Origin of the sequence: Novosphingobium album (ex Hu et al. 2023), assembly GCF_022832385.1 — a bacterium.
In the GTDB taxonomy this organism is placed as follows: Bacteria; Pseudomonadota; Alphaproteobacteria; order Sphingomonadales; family Sphingomonadaceae; genus Novosphingobium; species Novosphingobium album.
In genome coordinates, this window is record NZ_JALHLE010000005.1 from 153,387 (window position 1) to 170,285 (window position 16,899).

Sequence of the window (16,899 nt, forward strand, 5' to 3'; positions counted from 1 at the left end):
GCCGCAGGTGGCCACAATCTTGCCGCATCCGGCCCGCACCTTCGGAGCCTGCCGGACGGGACGCGACACAACCATGATGTTTTTGAGGATCATTGCCTTCGTCTTCGGCGTTCTCGCCGTGGCCATGGGACTGCTCTGGGTCTGTCAGGGCACAGGCGTGCTGATGTGGCCTGCGGAAAGCTTCATGCTGTCGGACCGCACCTGGGCGACCCGAGGCGCTGTTCTGACGGCTGTAGGTTGCATCCTGCTGTGGCTCGTGGTGCGCAGGAACGGCAACCGCTAGGGCAAGACTTCCGGGTCGGACGGCACGTCCAGCATGAAACGGGCACCTTGCCCCGGCGCACTCTCGACGGTCAGTTCGCCGCCCATGGCCCGGGCAAGGCTGCGCGAGATGTAGAGACCGAGCCCGGTACCCCCGTCGCCGCTGCGGCCAAGACGCTCGTATTTTTCGAAAACCTTGCCTTGCTGCTCCTCGGACAGCCCCGGCCCCTGATCGGCCACGATCACCCGGGCCAGGCCGCCCATCTCCTCGAGCCTGATCCAGATATGCGAGTGCTCGGGCGAATAGCGGATCGCATTGCCGATGAGGTTCAGCAACACCTGCAGCACGCGGCGGAATTCGGCAATGGCGCGCAGCTGGTCGGAATGGTGCGGCGGCTCGATGACGATGTTCTTCTCGCGCGCCCGCACATTGAGGATTCCGGCAGCCTGCCGCGCGACCTCGGACAGGTCGATGCGGTCGGGAGCCGTGCTGAACCCTTCGGATTCGACCACCTCGAGGTCGGCCATGTCTTCGAGCAGTTCCAGCAGCAGCTTGCCTGCGCTTGCGATCTCGCCGGCATATTCCGAATAGGCTTCAGGCAGCGGTCCGGCGAGCCGCGTCCGGATCGTCTCGGCATTGGCGATGATGCGCGAGATCGGCTGCTTGAGCACGGGTGCGATGTCCTGCCCGACCAGACTGCGCCGCGCGGGAACGAGCGGCACCGGCGGTAGGGACGGTGCCACGGCGCCCTCGCCTGCTGTCTCGTCGGACAGCAGCAGCAGTTCGAAACCGGCAGGTTCGAAACCCGGCTGCATGTAGGGAATAAGCGTTGCGCGCCAGGGCCGTTCGGCACCGGGCACGCTGACCCGCGCACCGTCCAGCAGGCGCCAGTGCAACGGCTGCTGGTGCGAAAAGTCCTCCAGCGGTAGGAAGTCGGTCCACGGCTGACCGATGCCGGCTTCCATGACGGCTACCACTTCGGCCAGTTCCGGACTGTCGGAAACAACGGCCAGCACCCGCTGTCCGGCGTCGAGCTGCGCGGACAGCTCGGCCAGATGACGCGCCGTCACCATGCGCCGCCCTTCGGCCGTCGCGCTGTCCTCGACCGGCGCCGGTGCGGCATGCCAGCTGCGCACGCGGATGAGGCAGCCCTCGCCATGGCCAAGCGGCTCGACTTCGACCCAGGCGGTTACGGTTTCCAGACCATCGTGCGCGCAGACCGCCCGCGCCACGCGGAAGCCATAGCGCCGGGCCTTGCGGACCAGTTCAAGCAGTTCGGGAATCGCAATGGTACCGGGCAGTTCTCCGCCGCAGCGCAACTGCAGCCCCGACAGCGGCTCGTCCGCGCACAGCAGCCGATCACTGGCATCGCTTTCCGCGCGGGCGAGAATGGTGCCGTCCTCTACCATCATCGCGAATATCGTCCCGAAGCGAGCAGCGAGGCCGCGAAATCGGCGCCGATACGGTCGAAACCGGGCGGCAGCGTCACATCCGGATGAAGCGCCATAAACTGTCCCTCGACAGCGGACGGCTCGAGCCCCGCCGCACGCAGTGCCAGAGCAAGACGCGCGATTTGCGCCTTGTGCGTGGACAGCACCACGTCATCGCGGGCCTGCCCTGATCGGAGCGAGAGTGCGGTCAGGAACAGCGCCACCCCGCCATCAGCCACCGACAATGCAGCCTGCGCTTCATTGCCCAGCCCCATCATCAGACGGGCGGCCAGCCCCATACGGCTCGCGCCTTCGTCATAGGTCTGGCGAAGGGCCGCTTCCGCCTGCACCGCCCGGTCCGTCATGTCCGGAGTGCGAAAGGCCTGTGCCCGCATGGTCAGCAAGGCAGTGTGAAACAGGTCACCGGGCAGTTCGCGCAAGGGCAGCATCATGCGCCGCTGCGCCTGACACCAGCGCGCCTGCGCGGCCAGAAACGTCATGGCGAGCCCCTGCACCGCCGGATCCGACGATGCGACGAGCGCCTGAAGCAACGGTGACACGACCGGATCGATCGTGAGACGCGTCTGCATCCGTTCGGTCAGGTGCCATTCCAGCGCCAGGGCATGGACGTGCGTAAGCAACGCGGGATTGTCCGTAAGGGCACTGGCGAGTTGCTCCACGTCTGCTGCGATATGCTCCTCATGCCTGCCCTCGCTCAGGGCGCCGAGCAGACCGCCAGCAATATCCGCCATCATGCCACGGACGCGTGCGAGGATTTCGTCGCTGAATACGGAACTGTCCTCCGCCGCGACCAAATGGCGCAGGATCGGCAGCACGGTTTCGGCCATGGCATCGCCCCGCGCGAGTTCATCGCGCAGCACGGCCTCGACGTTTTCACCGCTTGCCGGATGGACAGTCTTGTCGATCATCCCTTCCGTGTACCCCACGTTTGGTTAAATCCCGGTTAGGCTGCAAACGCTTAGTCGTGCTGACGTCCGGCCAGAAGCAGCCCCGCCGCGATCAGGCCCAGCGAGACTACCTGCACGCCGGGCAAAAGCTGGCCGGCTGCCGAGGCCGCACCCAACACCACTCCGAGCAGCAGCCTGTCGCCGATCCATCGCGACGCCGTCCGTTTCACCACTCTGGGAATGAGCCCCAGAAGCATCATCAGCACCGCCGGAACCGACAGCCAGGAGAGCAGGAGTTGCCCGGGAAAGCGCGGTGTATCAGCCAGAATCAGCACCCCGAATACCGTATCGATCACCCACACCAGCACATCGGCGCGAGGAATTGCCGGAGGCAGCAATCCGAGCGCCTGCCGTTCTGCCGCCCGCAGCAAGCGGCTCGCTTCCGCCAGCACCCAGGCCAGCGCGGCGAACAGGAACCCGGCCGGGACCAGCGCGAACCAACCCAGCACGCTGGCGATGGCGAGCAGCACCACCACACCCGCGGACAAGGCATTGCTGGCATTGCCCGCATGGAGCATCGAGGAACCAAAACTGACCACGCCCAGCCGGGCCATCGTGCGACCGGGCGAAGTCGGACCATCGGCGAAACGCACGCGCAGCCATTCGTTCTCCAGCGCGATAGCCTCGCTTTCGGTGCGAACCATGCGCCAGTCGGTCCCGGCGCGCGCGGCCGTGGGCACCTCGCGCATCTGCACGCCCGATTGCAGCGCGATCCGGGTCAGCGCAGACGGGACGTCGCAATCGGCAGGCAGTTCGTGCAGGCGTTCTGCAAGCTGGCCGGGAATCCGCATCAGCCCGGCACTCGCCCGGTTTATGTCGATCCGCTCGAACCCGGCGGCCAGCGCTCCCTCGACGGGCTGCACCAGCACGGCCGGCTTGCGGTCGTCCAGCAGAGGTGCTGCGACGGCAGGCTCCACGAACAGCCCCTCGCTCACGACAATCAGTTCATCGGCTGCCGTCACTTGCCCTGCAAGCTGGCGCGGGCCGATCACGATGGCGAACTGCAGCCCGGCATCCTCGGCCGCGTGCTGCAGCGCGATGATATCCGGTGAGGTCCCCCGCGCCATGCAGATCACGCGCTGGCAATCAAGCGCCAGCACCAGTCCCAACTGATGTCGAGCCAGAGTCGCCCCGGCGACACGAAGGAACGCGCGGGGGGACGGCTGTCCCGCGCCCGCAGGCTCCGTCATCGCCAGCAATGCTATCCGCAAGTCGTTTCTCCAGCCCCGTCAACCCGATTTAGGCGGCCCGGCACCAAGTGCCAAGCGGGGCGGACAAATCAGCCTAAAGAAAACTCGGTGACATAGGCCTTGAGCCGGCGCACCACCGCAGGATCGCCCGGTGCACTTGCGAGCGCTTCCTCGGCCAGGACCAGCAGCGCGGCCGAATGGAAACTCGCGGCCAGACCTTTCAGGCGCATTCCCGCGACATGCCAGTTTCCATCGCAGCGCGAGCGTTCGAGCAGATCCAGCTGTCGCCCCACGCTTTCCACATAGGACGCACGCAGCTCGGCATGCAGAGCGGCATCGCCGCCCGCTGCAGCAGCCAGGGTCTCTTCAAGGGCACCTGCTTCATACGCCATTTCCCCAGGATACTCCTCAAAGCGTTAAACCGGGGTTTATTGCCGCCGCACACGTGGTATCCTGCAACGATGGCCGGGGAAAACAGGATCATCGCGTTCGGCGCGGGAAATGGCGACAGTTCCAACACGGAACAGACCGACACCGAAGCGGCTGTCACGCCTGCCGGCACCGAAGCTGAGCCTCGGGAAAGCTGGGACGAAGCCTGGGTAGCAGACAGCGAAGCCGGACACGAAGCGGCGCCGGAACCGCCGCGCGGCTGGATCGCACCGGTCCTCGCCGGGCTGGCGGTTGCAGGCTGGAGCGCCCTGTTCGCCGCTGCTCTCCTGCCGCAGTTTCAGGCCGGCGTTGCGCTCGCCGACGTGCCCGCCCTTGCCGTGCAATGGTGCGTGCCGGTGCTGCTGATCGGTCTCATCTGGCTTCTGGCGCTGCGCCACAGCGCGCGTGAGGGCAAACGCTTCGGCGATGTCGCGCGCCTGCTCTCCACCGAATCCGCCCTGCTCGAACGGCGACTGACAACGGTGAACCGCGAACTCAGCCTTGCGCGCGAATTCATCGCTGCCCAGTCACGTGACCTCGAAGCGCTCGGCCGGGTCGCAGCGGACCGACTCTCGCAGAATGCCGAGCGGCTGCAGGATCTCGTGCGCGACAACGGCGCGCGTGTTGATTCGATAAGCACCGTCAGCACCGCCGCGCTGGAGAACATGGAAAAGCTGCGCGGCCAGCTGCCGGTGATCGCCAGCTCTGCCAAGGATGTCACCAACAACATCGCCAATGCCGGACGCACCGCCCACGCCCAGCTCGAGGACATGGTGCAGGGCTTCAACCGCCTCAACGAGTTCGGTTCCGCAAGCGAGCGGCAGGTCGCATCGCTGCGGACTCGCATTGCCGATACGCTCGCCGAATTCGAGCGCCAGAGTGAGCAGTTCCAGACTCTCGCCGACGAACGCTTTTCCGCACTCGCCGCACAGGGTGAGCAATTCCGCACCCAGCTCGACAAGCGGGAGATCGAGGCCCTTGCCGCGATCCGCACGCGCGCGGCCGCGCTCGCCGACGAAATCGACGCAACCCGCCTCCAGCTCGATGGCCACGAGGCCGAAAGCCTTACCTCGCTGCGTTCGCGCCTCACCGCTCTACGCGATGAAAGCGAGGTCGTCTCACGCGCGCTGCGCGATTCCGAGGAGCGCGCAGAACAGGCACTCAGGGCCTCGCTCGAGGCCCTGCAGGCAGAGCAAGCCGCTGCAGCCGACAACATTACCGGCATCCAGGCCGGGACCATCGAAACGCTCAAGGCTGCGCTCAAAACACTGCGGGCAGAGCAGTCGGCCGCTGCCGACGCCATTGCCAGTGCCCAGCACGGGACCGTCGAGACACTCAGGGCATCGCTTGAAGCCCTGCAGGCCGAACACTCCGACACTGCGCAAAGCATCAGCAGCCGTCATCGCGAAACCATCAATGCGCTCAAGGTCGCGCTCGCGAACATGCTCGACGAACAATCCGCAGCCGCCAAGAGCATCACCGCGGCCCAGAACACCGCCATCGATTCTCTCGCAGGCCGCCTCGCGACGCTGGTCGCCGAAGCCGAGCGCATGGACGAGGCCCTCAACCAACGCGGCGAGCAGCTCGTAATCGAGGCCGAGGAGCGGCAGGCCCGTCAGGTTGAGCATGAACGGCACGCCATCGCCCGCATCGAACACATGCTCGGCGAACTGGACGGCACGATAGCCGAACGCCTCGAGCGCCATCGACAGCACGCGGCAGCGCTGAGCGAGCGCGCGGAAGCCGTGACAGCCCAACTCGGCCAGTTCGAAAGCCGGCTTGCCGAAATATCCGCGCAGACCGGCGATTCCGAAGTACGACTGACCGGCAGCCTTCAGACCCTTACCGACAGGCTCACCGCAGCTCGCACGACGCTCGCCTCGACCGAAGGCGATGTCGAGAAGCTCACCGAAGACTGCGTGCGCATGCTGGAACTGATCCAGGCCAGCGCCAGGCACACCCATACCGCCCTGCCCGAGGCGCTGGCGATCTCGGAAGACCGCCTGAACCGGCTGGAGAGCGGCGTGGCTGCCTTGCAGACCGTGCTTCGACAGTCCGCTGAGAGCGGCGAAGAGCTTGCGTCGGGTATCGAACATTCCGGCGCGCATCTCGAAAGTCTGGTGTCGAAGCTCGCAGCAGCACAGGATGCGGTCAAACAACAGGGCGAAAATCATGCACAGCAACTTGCCCTGATGCAGGCCACGCTGGCCGAGATCGACAGCGCGACCGACAGCACCGCCGGCAAGGCGCGCGACGAACTCACCGCCGCGATCGGCGCGTTGCGCACTGCCCTGAGCGAAGCGGTCGGGGCGATCGAAAGCGAGAGCGCGACGCGCATCACCACAGTCGCGCGAGACCTCGGCGATGAATGCGGACTGGCCATGGAAAAGGCCATGCGCACGAAAGTTTCGGAAGTCGCGGGCCAGCTTGAGCAGGCCGTGGCCCATGCCGCCGGCGCGACCCGCGAGACGACAATCCAGCTGCGCGATCAACTCGCCAAGATCGACGAACTGACGGGCAATCTCGAAAACCGCATCTCCCACGCTCGCCAGCGTGCCGAAGAGCAGATCGACAACGATTTCTCCCGTCGTGTCGCGCTCATTACGGAATCGCTCAATTCCAACGCAATCGACATTGCCGGCGCGCTCTCAACCGATGTCGCGGACACCGCCTGGGCTTCCTACCTGCGCGGCGATCGCGGCATCTTCACGCGCCGTGCAGTGAACCTGCTCGAAAGCGCGGATGTCCGGGCGATCCAGCAGCTGTTCGAACGCGACCAGACCTTCCGTGAACACGTCAGTCGCTATATTCACGATTTCGAGGCGGTACTGCGTCAGGTACTGTCCACGCGCGACGGCAATGCGCTGGGGGTCACCCTGCTCTCATCCGACATGGGCAAGCTCTACGTGGCGCTGGCCCAGGGGATCGAACGGCTGCGCAGCTAACCTGCCCGATCGGCATGCGCGTAGCGACGTAACCCGGCTGAGCCGGATCGCCGAAGGCCGCGTAGAGCGCATCGATCCGCGCCCGCACCGGGCCGAGACAGTCCTCGACCGCCGCCAGTGACCAGCATGACTTTGCCTGCAACGTCCATCCAGCCTCTGCTGTCATTTCATCGACAGCCATGTCGGATAAATGCCCCAGAAACGTAAGGACAGCGCCACGAGAACGAAGCGAACCGAAACGCGTCAGTACCCGAGATCCTTGACCGGCGGGTCACCGAAGAAATTGAGGTTGTCCAGCGTGATCCACCCGTTCACGTAGTTCTCGTAATACAGAACGAAAATCACTGCCGCGAGCACCGTGGCGCGCAGCGCGATCTTGCCGGGGCGGAAGTTTACGGGGGCACTGTCGGCATGCCCCTGCTCAACCGTTTCGCCGGCCTCGTGCGGTGGGCGCAGGCCGAAGGGCATTACCAGAAACGCGCTCAGTACCCAGAACAGGCCGTAGATCGCCACAATCGAGAACCACTGCATCTGCATCGCGATCAATCCTCCAGCAGCAGGACCTGCACCTGCGGCTTCTTGCCCGACCAGCGCGTGGCGGCGCGGCGGGCGGCAAGCCGGGCCGCCTCGATACGGGCGTCCCTGTCGGCTTTCCGGGCCTTGTGCAACGCTTCGGCGACGTCGCGACGTGCTTCCTCGAGGAACTCGGTGTAGTCCTCATCGAGCGGCAGGCCCATGGCCGCAATCTCGACATGGCCCTTGTGGTCCGCCGCCACCGAAACGACGCCGTTGTAAGCAATGCGCCGGCGCATCACCATGGCCTCGCCATCGGCCGGGCAGATGATGTCGCCATCAAGGACGAGGCGCCCTGCCCGCACTTCACCGAACTTCCCGGGATGGTCGGGCGCGAGACGCACCAGATCTCCATTCTTCTGGAAGACCGCCTTGGGAATGCCGCTGGCACGCCCGAGGCGGGCCTGTTCCTTCATGTGGCGGATCTCGCCATGGACCGGCAACAGGATCTGCGGCCGCAGCCAGCCATAGAGCGCTTTGAGTTCCGGACGCCCGGGATGGCCCGACACGTGGATAAGGCTCTGCCGGTCGGTCACGATCTCGACGCCTGCCTCTGCAAGCCGGTTCTGGATGCGGCCGATCGAGATCTCGTTGCCGGGAATCTGGCGGCTGGAAAACAACACGACATCGCCCTTTTCGAGCTTGATCGGATGGGTACCCTCGGAAATCCGCGCCAGCGCCGCGCGTGGCTCGCCCTGCCCGCCAGTCGCGACGATCAGGACTTCGTCGCGCGGCAGGTCGTTGACCTCTTCGATGTCTACCAGATCCGGCAGTTGCTTAAGGTAACCACACGCCTGTCCAGTGCGGATGATGCGATCGAGCGAGCGGCCCGCGACACATAGCCTGCGCCCCGTCTTGCGCGCGACATCGCCCAGCGTCTGCAGCCGCGCTACGTTCGAGGCGAAGGTCGTGACCAGCACGCGCTTGCCCTTGTGGCGTTTCACTTCTTCCAGCAGGCCCTTGTAAACCTCGCCTTCTGATCCCGAGGCGCTGGGATTGAAGACATTGGTGGAATCGCAGACCAGCGCGAGAACGCCCTCATCACCGATCGCAGTCAGTTCCTCCGCAGTCGCAGGCGTACCGATCTGCGGCTCATCGTCCAGCTTCCAGTCGCCGGTGTGGAAGATGCGCCCATAAGGCGTCTCGATCACAAGCGCATTGCCCTCGGCAATCGAGTGCGCCAGCGGCACGTAGCGGATACCGAAGGGGCCGATCTGGAACTGTTCGAGATCCTCGATCACGATCAGTTCGACGTCGTCGAGAATGCCCGCCTCTTCCAGCTTGGCAGCAACCAGCTTGGCAGTGAACGGCGTGGCATAGAGCGGCACGCCCAGTTCCTCGGCGAAATAGGGCACCGCGCCAATATGGTCCTCGTGCGCGTGGGTAAGCACGATCCCGAGCAGGTTCTCCCGCTCGTTCTCGATGAATTCGAGATCGGCGAAGACAAGATCGACGCCGGGGTATTCGTTCATGCCGAAGGTCATGCCCAGATCGACCATCAGCCACTTGCCCTGACAGCCGTAGAGATTGACGTTCATGCCAATCTCCCCCGAACCGCCGAGGGCGCAAAAAACCAGTTCGTTACCGGGAATCACTTCGATGCTGCCCTTTCGGCAAGAATTGCGAGGCCATCGATGGTGAGATCGGCATCGACCGCGTCAAAAATATCGGTCGCCTCGTCGAACAGGACGGCAAGACCGCCGGTGGCGATGACCTTGGCCGGGCGGCCGATTTCCGCTCGGATACGCGCGATCAGGCCTTCCATCATCGCGACATAGCCCCAGAACACGCCGATCAGCATCTGGTCCTCGGTATTGCGGCCGACGACGCTCTTGCTCTCGGGCACTTCGATGGCGATGCGCGGAAGCTTGGCCGTATTGCCCACCAGCGCGTCGAGCGAGAGGTTGATACCCGGCGCGATGATGCCGCCCTTGTAAGCGCCGTGAAAGTCGATCACGTCGAAGGTCGTTGCCGTGCCGAAGTCGACGACGATCAGGTCTCCACCGTGCTTAGCGTGGGCAGCGATCGCGTTTACCGCGCGGTCCGCACCGAGCGAGCGTGGCTCGTCCACGTCGATGTCGATGGCATAATCCGCCGCACCCTGACCAGCGATCAGCGGCTCGACGTTGAAGTAATGGCGGCAGAGAATGCCCAGATTGTGCAACGCGCGCGGCACTACCGTGGAAATGATGATCTGGTCGATCTGCTTCGCCTCGATCCCACGGATCGAGAGCAGTTGCATCAGCCAGACGGCATACTCGTCGCCGGTGCGGCGCGGGTCGGTGGCGATGCGCCAGCGTCCCCTGATCGTGCGGCCTTCGAGCAGCGCGAAAACGACATTGGTATTGCCGGCATCAATGGCGAGCAGCATGGGCTTTCGTTTTCCTCAATCTGGAGCACTTGCAAGCAGGACATCACCCGCGTGGATCACCCGCTGCGTGCCGTTGTCCAGCTTCAGCAGGAGATTGCCGTCCTGCGAAAGCCCGGCGTAACTGCCTTCAACCGCTTCCTCCCCCGGCGGAAGCACCGTCAAGCGGGTTCCCACGGGATGCGCGGCACTCTGCCAGCGGCGCAGCAGCGGGGCAAGGCCAGCGCTGCGCCAGCGGTGCAGTTCCCGGTCGAACGATGCGGCCAGCGCCTCGGCGAAGGCATCGCGGCCGGGCCCAGGACCATATTCCGAAAGCGAAGTGACGGCACGGCCGGGGATGTCGGGCGCGGCTGCCAGATTGACGCCGATGCCGACGATCACCGTCCCGGCGACCACTTCGAGCAGGATGCCCGCTATCTTGGCGCCGCTCAGCAGCAGGTCATTGGGCCATTTGAGCCAGAGCGCAGCCCCCTGCGGCACGAACGGCAGCAGCGCCTCGTGAACGGCTAGCCCGGTCATCAGCGCAAGCGAGGAAGGCGGTGGATCGCCGGGACCGGGCCGAACCACGGTCGAGCCCATGAAGTTCCCGGCGCCGTCGTTCCAGATGCGGCCGAGGCGCCCCCTGCCCGCAGTCTGGCGTTCCGCGACCAGCCAATCGCCTTCAGGCAGGTATTCCCCACCCGAAAGCCTGGCAGCCAGATCCGCGTTGGTGGAACCGGTCTCTTCGACGGTCCGGATCAAAGCGCCCTGATCAGATCAGAGAGCATGGAACAGAGCGGTCGCGGCCGTGTCAGTCAGCCCGCCGAGCCACTTCGTCAGGAAGAAGCCGAGCGGCGAGATGACCACGCAGGAGATCACGAGGATCAGCTTGTGCCAAATGTCGCTTTCGCCCTTCACCACGTCAGCCGGTTCGTCAAAGTAGATGATCTTGACGACCTTGAGGTAGTAGAACGCGCCTATCACCGAAGCCGCGAAGCCCAGCGCCGCAAGCGCGATCATGCCGCCATCGACAGCCGCCTTGAAGACCAGGAATTTGCCCCAGAAACCGAACAGCGGCGGGATACCGGCAAGGCTGAACATGATCATCGCGAGGCCAAGAGCAAGACCGGGCCGCGTGCGCGACAGGCCGGCGTAGCTCGGGATATGCTCGACGTAGTTGCCGTCTTCGTCCTTCAGCATCAGGATCACCGCAAAGCCGCCGAGCGACATCGCGATGTAGATCGCGAGGTAGAACAGCATGGCCGAGGCACCCTGCGGCGTCGCCACCGCAAGACCGACAAGGATGAAGCCGACGTTGTTGATCGACGAATAGGCCATCAGGCGCTTGATGTTGGTCTGACCGATCGCGCCCAGCGCACCCACCACGATCGAGGCAAGCGCGAGGAACAGCACGATCTGCTGCCAGGCGGCCGCCTGATCGCTGAAGGCATCGAGCAGCACGCGCATCATCAGGCCCATGGCAGCGACCTTGGGCGCAGTGGCGAAGAACATCGTCACCGGCGTCGGCGCGCCTTCATAGACGTCGGGTGTCCACATGTGGAACGGCACCGCGCTTACCTTGAAGGCAAGACCCGCGAGCATGAAGACGATCCCGAACAGCGCGCCGTGCGACAGTCCGCCCGCCAGTGCGGCATTGATGCCGCTGAACGAGGTGGTGCCGGTGAAGCCGTAGGTCAGGCTCATGCCGAACAGCAGGATGCCCGAGGCGAGCGCGCCCAGCACGAAGTACTTGAGGCCCGCTTCCGCCGAACGGCCATCGTTGCGCAGGAACGCAGCCAGCACGTAGGCCGCGAGCGAGTTCATTTCGAGGCCGATGTACAGCGTCAGCAGGTCGCCCGCCGAAACCATGATGCCCATGCCGAGCGCGGCAAACAGCACCAGGATCGGATATTCGGCGCGCATCGCGTTGAAGCGCTCGAAGAAGACCGGTGCGATCACCAGCGAAGCGGCGGCCGAGATGTAGATCAGGACCTTGGCATAGCTGGCGAAGGCATCGGCGTGGAACTGGCCGAAGAAGGCTGAGGCATCCGGCCCCATAGTCGCGCCGCACAGGGCGGGCGACACCATGATCCCGGCGGCGACCAGCGCGGCCACCGTGAGGATCGAGATCAGACGGCTTGCCTTGTCCCCGCCCCAGGCGGCGACGAGAAGCAGGATCAGGCCTGCAATGCTAAGCGTTTCTTCCGGCGCGATAAGGCGCAGCGACTGCGACCAGTCCATCAGTGTGCCCCCTCGTGCGCAGCTTCTTCGTGCACAGGCTTTTCCTTGCCAACAGTGACCTTCGAGTCTCCTTCCGGCGCCGCTGCGGCGATCCGGGCTTCGAGCGCGGCGATGTCGCTGCGCATCGGAGCGATGAAGCTCTCGGGATAGATGCCCATCCACAGCACCGCGAGCGCCAGCGGAACGACCATCAGGTATTCACGGGCATCGAGGTCCAGCATGGCTGCGGCATCGGCGTTCTTCTGGTCACCAAAGGCGACCCGGCGATAGAGATAGAGCATGTAGCCTGCGCCCAGGATGATACCGGTGGCGCAGATCAGCGTGGTCAGGGTCGAGACCTGATAGATGCCCGCAAGGCTCAGGAACTCGCCGACGAAACCGCTGGTGCCCGGAAGGCCGATCGAGGCCATCGTGAAGAGCAGGAAGAACAGCGCGTAACGCGGCATGTTGATCGACAGGCCGCCGTAGCGCGCGATCTCACGGGTGTGCAGGCGGTCGTAGATAATGCCGACGCAAAGGAACAGCGCGCCTGCCACCAGACCGTGGCTCAGCATGACCATCATCGAGCCTTCGAGACCCTGCGTGTTGAAGGCGAACAGACCGATCGTCACGATCGCCATGTGCGCGACCGACGAATAGGCGATCAGCTTCTTCATGTCGTCCTGCACCAGCGCGATCAGAGAAGTGATCACGACGGCCGCCATCGACAGGCCCCAGATCAGCGGCCCGAAATAGGCCGAAGCTTCGGGGAACATCGGCAGCGAAAAACGGATGAAGCCGTAGCCGCCCATCTTCAGCAGCACGCCTGCCAGAATGACCGAACCGGCGGTCGGTGCCTGAACGTGTGCAGCGGGAAGCCAGGTGTGAACCGGCCACATCGGCATCTTCACCGCGAAGCTGGCGAAGAACGCGAGCCACAGCCAAGTCTGGACCTTCGGATCGAAGTCATAGGCCATCAGCGTCGGGACGTCGGTCGTACCGGCGACATGCACCATGTAGAGCATGGCCACGAGCATCAACACCGAGCCGAGCAGCGTGTAGAGGAAGAACTTGTAGGCGGCGTAGATGCGGTCGGCGCCGCCCCAGATGCCGATGATCAGGTACATCGGGATCAGGCCGGCTTCGAAGAACATGTAGAACAGGAAGATATCCTGCGCACAGAACACGCCGATCATGAGCGTTTCCATCAGCAGGAACGCGCCCATGTATTCGCCCACGCGCTTGTCGATCGACTTCCAGCTGGCGCCGATGCAGATCGGCATGAGGAAGACGGTCAGGACAATCAGCAAAAGCGCAATGCCGTCGATGCCGAGCGCATAGGAGAAGCCCGAGAACAGCTCCATGCGTTCGGTGAACTGCCACTGCGCACCGCCAACATCGAAGTTCAGCCAGAGCACCACGCCGAGGACAAAGTCGATCAGCGTCGCCACGAGGGCGAGATTGCGTGCCGCCTTCGCATCAAGGAAGAGACATGCCAGCCCTGCCGCAAGCGGCACCAGCATCATCACGCTGAGGATCGGAAAACCAGTCATCATCTTATCCCGCGATCACCCAGCTGATGGCGCCGACAAGGCCCAGCAGCATGATAAGAGCATAGCTGTACAGATAGCCCGACTGGACCCTCTGCGCGTAAGTCGAACCCTTGGCCACGGCCCAGGCGGCGCCGTCCGGACCGAAGCGGTCGATGACGCCGATGTCGAGCACCTTCCAGAACACCTTGCCGATCCAGAAAGCGGGGACGACGAACATGTAGTGATAGAGTTCGTCGAACATCCACTTGCGGTACACGAAGGTGTAGACCGGCCCCAGCTGCTCGGCGACGGCCGCCGGGAAGCTCGTGTTCTTGATGTAGCCGTACCAGGCGGTCAGCAGGCCGAGCGACATCACGATGAAAGGCATCCACTTCATCAGCTCGGGAATCCCGTGCATCGCGTGGATCAGGTGTTCGTGGAACACCACGGCGCCCTTCCAGAACTCGCCAGTGCCTTCCGACACGAAGGCGTGCTGGAACACGTAGCCTGCGAAAACAGCGCCAAACGACAGCAGCACCAGCGGCAGCAGCATGACCCACGGGCTCTCGTGCGGGTGGTAGCCCGCCGTGCCGTCGCCATGCGCGTCGTGGCCATGGCTGTCGTGCGCGTGGTCGGCATCGCCATCCTCGTCCGACAAGTCCTCATGATGATGGTGCACCGCGTGCTGAATGTGCTCCGAGCCCGCCCAGCGCGGCTTGCCGAAGAAGGTCAGGAACACGAGACGCCACGAGTAGAAGCTGGTCATCAGCGCGGCGAAGATGCCCATCCAGAAGGCGAAGCTGCCCATCGCGGTGCCGCTGGCGTAAGCCGCCTCGAGGATCGAGTCCTTCGAGTGGAAGCCAGCAAAGCCGACGCCGAACACACCCACGCCGGTGATGGCGAGCGTGCCCGCCGTCATCGCCCAGAAGGTGATCGGGATATGCCTCCGCAGGTTGCCGTAGAAGCGCATGTCCTGCTCGTGGTGCATCGCGTGGATGACCGAACCGGCGCAGAGGAACAGCAGCGCCTTGAAGAAGGCGTGCGTGAACAGGTGGAACATGGCCGAACCGAAGGCGCCCACGCCTGCAGCGAAGAACATGTAGCCGAGCTGCGAGCAGGTCGAGTACGCGATCACCCGCTTGATGTCCCACTGCGTGCAGCCGATCGTGGCGGCAAAGAAGCAGGTGGCGGCACCGATGAAGGTGATGAAGGCCATCGCCGTCGGGCTCGTCTCGAACATCGGCGAGAGGCGGCAGACCATGAAGACGCCGGCGGTGACCATCGTCGCAGCGTGGATCAGTGCCGAAACCGGCGTCGGGCCTTCCATCGCGTCGGGAAGCCAGGTGTGCAGGCCGAGCTGTGCCGACTTGCCCATGGCGCCGTCGAACAGCAGCAGGCAGAGCACCGTCATGGTGTCGAAGCGGTAGCCGATGAAACCGATGGTCGAACCGGCCATGCCGGGTGCGGCGGCGAGGATCTCGGGGATCGAGACCGTGCCGAACACCAGGAACGTGCCGAAGATGCCGAGCATGAAGCCAAGGTCACCCACGCGGTTGACCACGAAGGCCTTGATCGCGGCGGCGCTGGCCGATGGCTTGCGGAACCAGAAGCCGATCAGGAGGTACGAGGCAAGGCCCACGCCTTCCCAACCGAAAAACATCTGCACCAGGTTGTCTGCCGTCACCAGCATGAGCATGGCGAAGGTGAACAGCGAGAGGTACGCGAAGAAGCGCGGCTGATCCGGCTCTTCGCTCATGTAGCCCCACGAATAGAGGTGCACGAGCGCCGAGACCGAGGTGACGACAACCAGCATGACCGCGGTCAGCGTGTCGACGCGCAGCGCCCAGTCGAAGGTCAGCGAACCGGAGGCGACCCACTTCAGTACCGGAACGACCGTTGCTTCCGCAGTGCCGTTCAGAAAGCTGATGAAGATCGGCCAGGACAGCCCGCAGGCAATGAACAGCGCGCCGGTCGTGATCGACTTGGCCGCCACATTGCCCAGCTGCTTGTTGCCAAGCCCGGCGATGATCGCTGCCAGGAGCGGCAGGAAGACGATGAGGAGGATAGACAAGGCCTTATCCCTTCATCCGGTTGACGTCGTCGACGGCAATGGTGCCGCGGCCACGGAAGTATATCACGAGGATTGCAAGCCCCACTGCCGCCTCGCCGGCTGCCACCGTCAGCACGAACATCGCGAAGATCTGTCCGGTCAGGTCGTGCAGGAAGGCGCTGAAAGCGACGAGGTTGATGTTCACCGCAAGCAGGATGAGTTCGATCGCCATCAGGATCACGATCACGTTCTTGCGGTTGAGGAAGATGCCGAGGACACCGAGCACGAAGAGGATCGAGCTCACCACGACATAGTGTTCGATGCCGATCACAGCGAAACCCCCTTGCCGACTTCCGGCTTGACGTTGACGGTCGCCTCGTCGGGACGGCGGGCGATCTGCTTGCTGATCTTCTGGCCGCGCGTGTCGCCACGCTGGCGGTGGGTCAGCACGATGGCGCCGATCATGGCAACCAGCAGGATGATGCCCGCCGCTTCGAAGAGGAACAGGTAACGGCTGTAGAGCAGCGCGCCGATGGCCTCGATGTTGCTGGTGCCGAGCGGCTGCGCGGCCGTGCCGTCAGGCGTGCCGAGCTGCAGCGCGCCAGCCTTGTAGGCACCGATGCCGAGAACCATCTCGGCGAGCAGCACCACGGCGATCAGCATGCCGAACGGGAAGTTCTTGACGAACCCGGCCCGCAACTCGGCAAAATCGATGTCCAGCATCATGACGACGAACAGGAACAGCACCGCCACCGCACCGACATAGACGATGACCAGGAGCATCGCGATGAATTCGGCACCGACGAGGATCATCAGGCCCGCGGCGTTGAAGAACGCCAGGATCAGCCACAGCACCGAGTGCACAGGATTGCGCGACAGGATGGTAATGGCGCCCGACCCGATGGTCATCACGGCGAAGAGATAGAAGGCGATAACGTGAATCATGACCCGGT

The 16,899-nt window shown here is 64.3% G+C and carries 15 protein-coding genes; 2 read left to right on the forward strand and 13 right to left on the reverse strand.

Annotation, left to right across the window (positions count from 1 at the left end):
- Window positions 1-73: 73 nt before the first annotated feature.
- Window positions 74-283, forward strand: coding sequence for a hypothetical protein (locus MTR64_RS04695; protein WP_243991246.1), 210 nt, complete (start codon window positions 74-76; stop codon window positions 281-283).
- On the opposite strand, the gene MTR64_RS04700 is transcribed toward MTR64_RS04695, so the two are convergent.
- The 4 genes from MTR64_RS04700 to MTR64_RS04715 all read right to left on the reverse strand — a co-directional run bounded on the left by MTR64_RS04700 (window position 280) and on the right by MTR64_RS04715 (window position 4,242).
- Window positions 280-1,671: a sensor histidine kinase gene (locus tag MTR64_RS04700; RefSeq protein WP_243991698.1), complete on the reverse strand. Its 1,392-nt coding sequence runs from the start codon at window positions 1,669-1,671 to the stop codon at window positions 280-282. The two genes, MTR64_RS04695 and MTR64_RS04700, sit on opposite strands and share 4 nt — an antisense overlap.
- Window positions 1,671-2,621, reverse strand: coding sequence for a hypothetical protein (locus MTR64_RS04705; RefSeq protein ID WP_243991247.1), 951 nt, complete (start codon window positions 2,619-2,621; stop codon window positions 1,671-1,673). The genes MTR64_RS04700 and MTR64_RS04705 overlap by 1 nt, the downstream gene beginning before the upstream one ends.
- Window positions 2,622-2,671: 50 nt before the next feature.
- Window positions 2,672-3,850, reverse strand: coding sequence for a hypothetical protein (locus tag MTR64_RS04710; RefSeq protein ID WP_243991248.1), 1,179 nt, complete (start codon window positions 3,848-3,850; stop codon window positions 2,672-2,674).
- 89 nt (window positions 3,851-3,939) lie between these two features.
- A complete protein-coding gene (locus MTR64_RS04715) occupies window positions 3,940-4,242 on the reverse strand; it encodes an Hpt domain-containing protein (protein ID WP_243991249.1) in 303 nt (100 codons plus the stop codon).
- Between the two features lie 69 nt (window positions 4,243-4,311).
- On the opposite strand from MTR64_RS04715, the gene MTR64_RS04720 reads away from it, so the two are divergent.
- Complete coding sequence (locus MTR64_RS04720; protein WP_243991250.1) at window positions 4,312-7,224, forward strand: ATPase; 2,913 nt, start codon at window positions 4,312-4,314, stop codon at window positions 7,222-7,224.
- Window positions 7,225-7,467: 243 nt separating this feature from the next.
- Here MTR64_RS04720 and MTR64_RS04725 read toward each other — a convergent pair whose 3' ends face one another.
- Genes MTR64_RS04725 through MTR64_RS04765 form a run of 9 tightly spaced genes read right to left on the reverse strand, consistent with a single transcriptional unit; the run spans window position 7,468 to window position 16,891 of the window.
- Window positions 7,468-7,755: a DUF1467 family protein gene (locus MTR64_RS04725; RefSeq protein WP_243991700.1), complete on the reverse strand. Its 288-nt coding sequence runs from the start codon at window positions 7,753-7,755 to the stop codon at window positions 7,468-7,470.
- 11 nt (window positions 7,756-7,766) lie between these two features.
- Entirely contained in the window at window positions 7,767-9,392 is a 1,626-nt protein-coding gene (locus MTR64_RS04730) for a ribonuclease J (RefSeq protein ID WP_243991251.1), read from the reverse strand.
- Window positions 9,389-10,168: a type III pantothenate kinase gene (locus MTR64_RS04735; RefSeq protein WP_243991252.1), complete on the reverse strand. Its 780-nt coding sequence runs from the start codon at window positions 10,166-10,168 to the stop codon at window positions 9,389-9,391. The genes MTR64_RS04730 and MTR64_RS04735 overlap by 4 nt, the downstream gene beginning before the upstream one ends.
- A 15-nt stretch (window positions 10,169-10,183) precedes the next feature.
- Entirely contained in the window at window positions 10,184-10,906 is a 723-nt protein-coding gene (locus MTR64_RS04740) for a biotin--[acetyl-CoA-carboxylase] ligase (protein WP_243991253.1), read from the reverse strand.
- A gap of 15 nt (window positions 10,907-10,921) precedes the next feature.
- Entirely contained in the window at window positions 10,922-12,385 is a 1,464-nt protein-coding gene (gene nuoN, locus MTR64_RS04745; RefSeq protein WP_243991254.1) for an NADH-quinone oxidoreductase subunit NuoN, read from the reverse strand.
- Window positions 12,385-13,917, reverse strand: coding sequence for an NADH-quinone oxidoreductase subunit M (locus MTR64_RS04750; protein ID WP_243991702.1), 1,533 nt, complete (start codon window positions 13,915-13,917; stop codon window positions 12,385-12,387). The genes nuoN and MTR64_RS04750 overlap by 1 nt, the downstream gene beginning before the upstream one ends.
- 4 nt (window positions 13,918-13,921) lie before the next feature.
- Entirely contained in the window at window positions 13,922-15,967 is a 2,046-nt protein-coding gene (gene nuoL / locus MTR64_RS04755; protein WP_243991255.1) for an NADH-quinone oxidoreductase subunit L, read from the reverse strand.
- Window positions 15,968-15,971: 4 nt separating this feature from the next.
- Window positions 15,972-16,277, reverse strand: coding sequence for an NADH-quinone oxidoreductase subunit NuoK (gene nuoK / locus MTR64_RS04760; RefSeq protein ID WP_243918437.1), 306 nt, complete (start codon window positions 16,275-16,277; stop codon window positions 15,972-15,974).
- Window positions 16,274-16,891: an NADH-quinone oxidoreductase subunit J gene (locus tag MTR64_RS04765; protein WP_243991256.1), complete on the reverse strand. Its 618-nt coding sequence runs from the start codon at window positions 16,889-16,891 to the stop codon at window positions 16,274-16,276. Before MTR64_RS04765 ends, nuoK begins: the two co-directional genes overlap by 4 nt.
- Window positions 16,892-16,899: the final 8 nt, after the last annotated feature.

Excerpts from the sequence above, each read along its gene's own strand:
- MTR64_RS04695 (WP_243991246.1), top strand. The coding sequence starts at position 74 with ATGATGTTTTTGAGGATCATTGCCTTCGTCTTCGGCGTTCTCGCCGTG.
- MTR64_RS04700 (WP_243991698.1), bottom strand. The coding sequence starts at position 1,671 with ATGGTAGAGGACGGCACCATTCTCGCCCGCGCGGAAAGCGATGCCAGT.
- MTR64_RS04705 (WP_243991247.1), bottom strand. The coding sequence starts at position 2,621 with ATGATCGACAAGACTGTCCATCCGGCAAGCGGTGAAAACGTCGAGGCC.
- MTR64_RS04710 (WP_243991248.1), bottom strand. The coding sequence starts at position 3,850 with ATGACGGAGCCTGCGGGCGCGGGACAGCCGTCCCCCCGCGCGTTCCTT.
- MTR64_RS04715 (WP_243991249.1), bottom strand. The coding sequence starts at position 4,242 with ATGGCGTATGAAGCAGGTGCCCTTGAAGAGACCCTGGCTGCTGCAGCG.
- MTR64_RS04720 (WP_243991250.1), top strand. The coding sequence starts at position 4,312 with ATGGCCGGGGAAAACAGGATCATCGCGTTCGGCGCGGGAAATGGCGAC.
- MTR64_RS04725 (WP_243991700.1), bottom strand. The coding sequence starts at position 7,755 with ATGCAGTGGTTCTCGATTGTGGCGATCTACGGCCTGTTCTGGGTACTG.
- MTR64_RS04735 (WP_243991252.1), bottom strand. The coding sequence starts at position 10,168 with ATGCTGCTCGCCATTGATGCCGGCAATACCAATGTCGTTTTCGCGCTG.
- nuoN (WP_243991254.1), bottom strand. The coding sequence starts at position 12,385 with ATGGACTGGTCGCAGTCGCTGCGCCTTATCGCGCCGGAAGAAACGCTT.
- MTR64_RS04750 (WP_243991702.1), bottom strand. The coding sequence starts at position 13,917 with ATGACTGGTTTTCCGATCCTCAGCGTGATGATGCTGGTGCCGCTTGCG.
- MTR64_RS04765 (WP_243991256.1), bottom strand. The coding sequence starts at position 16,891 with ATGATTCACGTTATCGCCTTCTATCTCTTCGCCGTGATGACCATCGGG.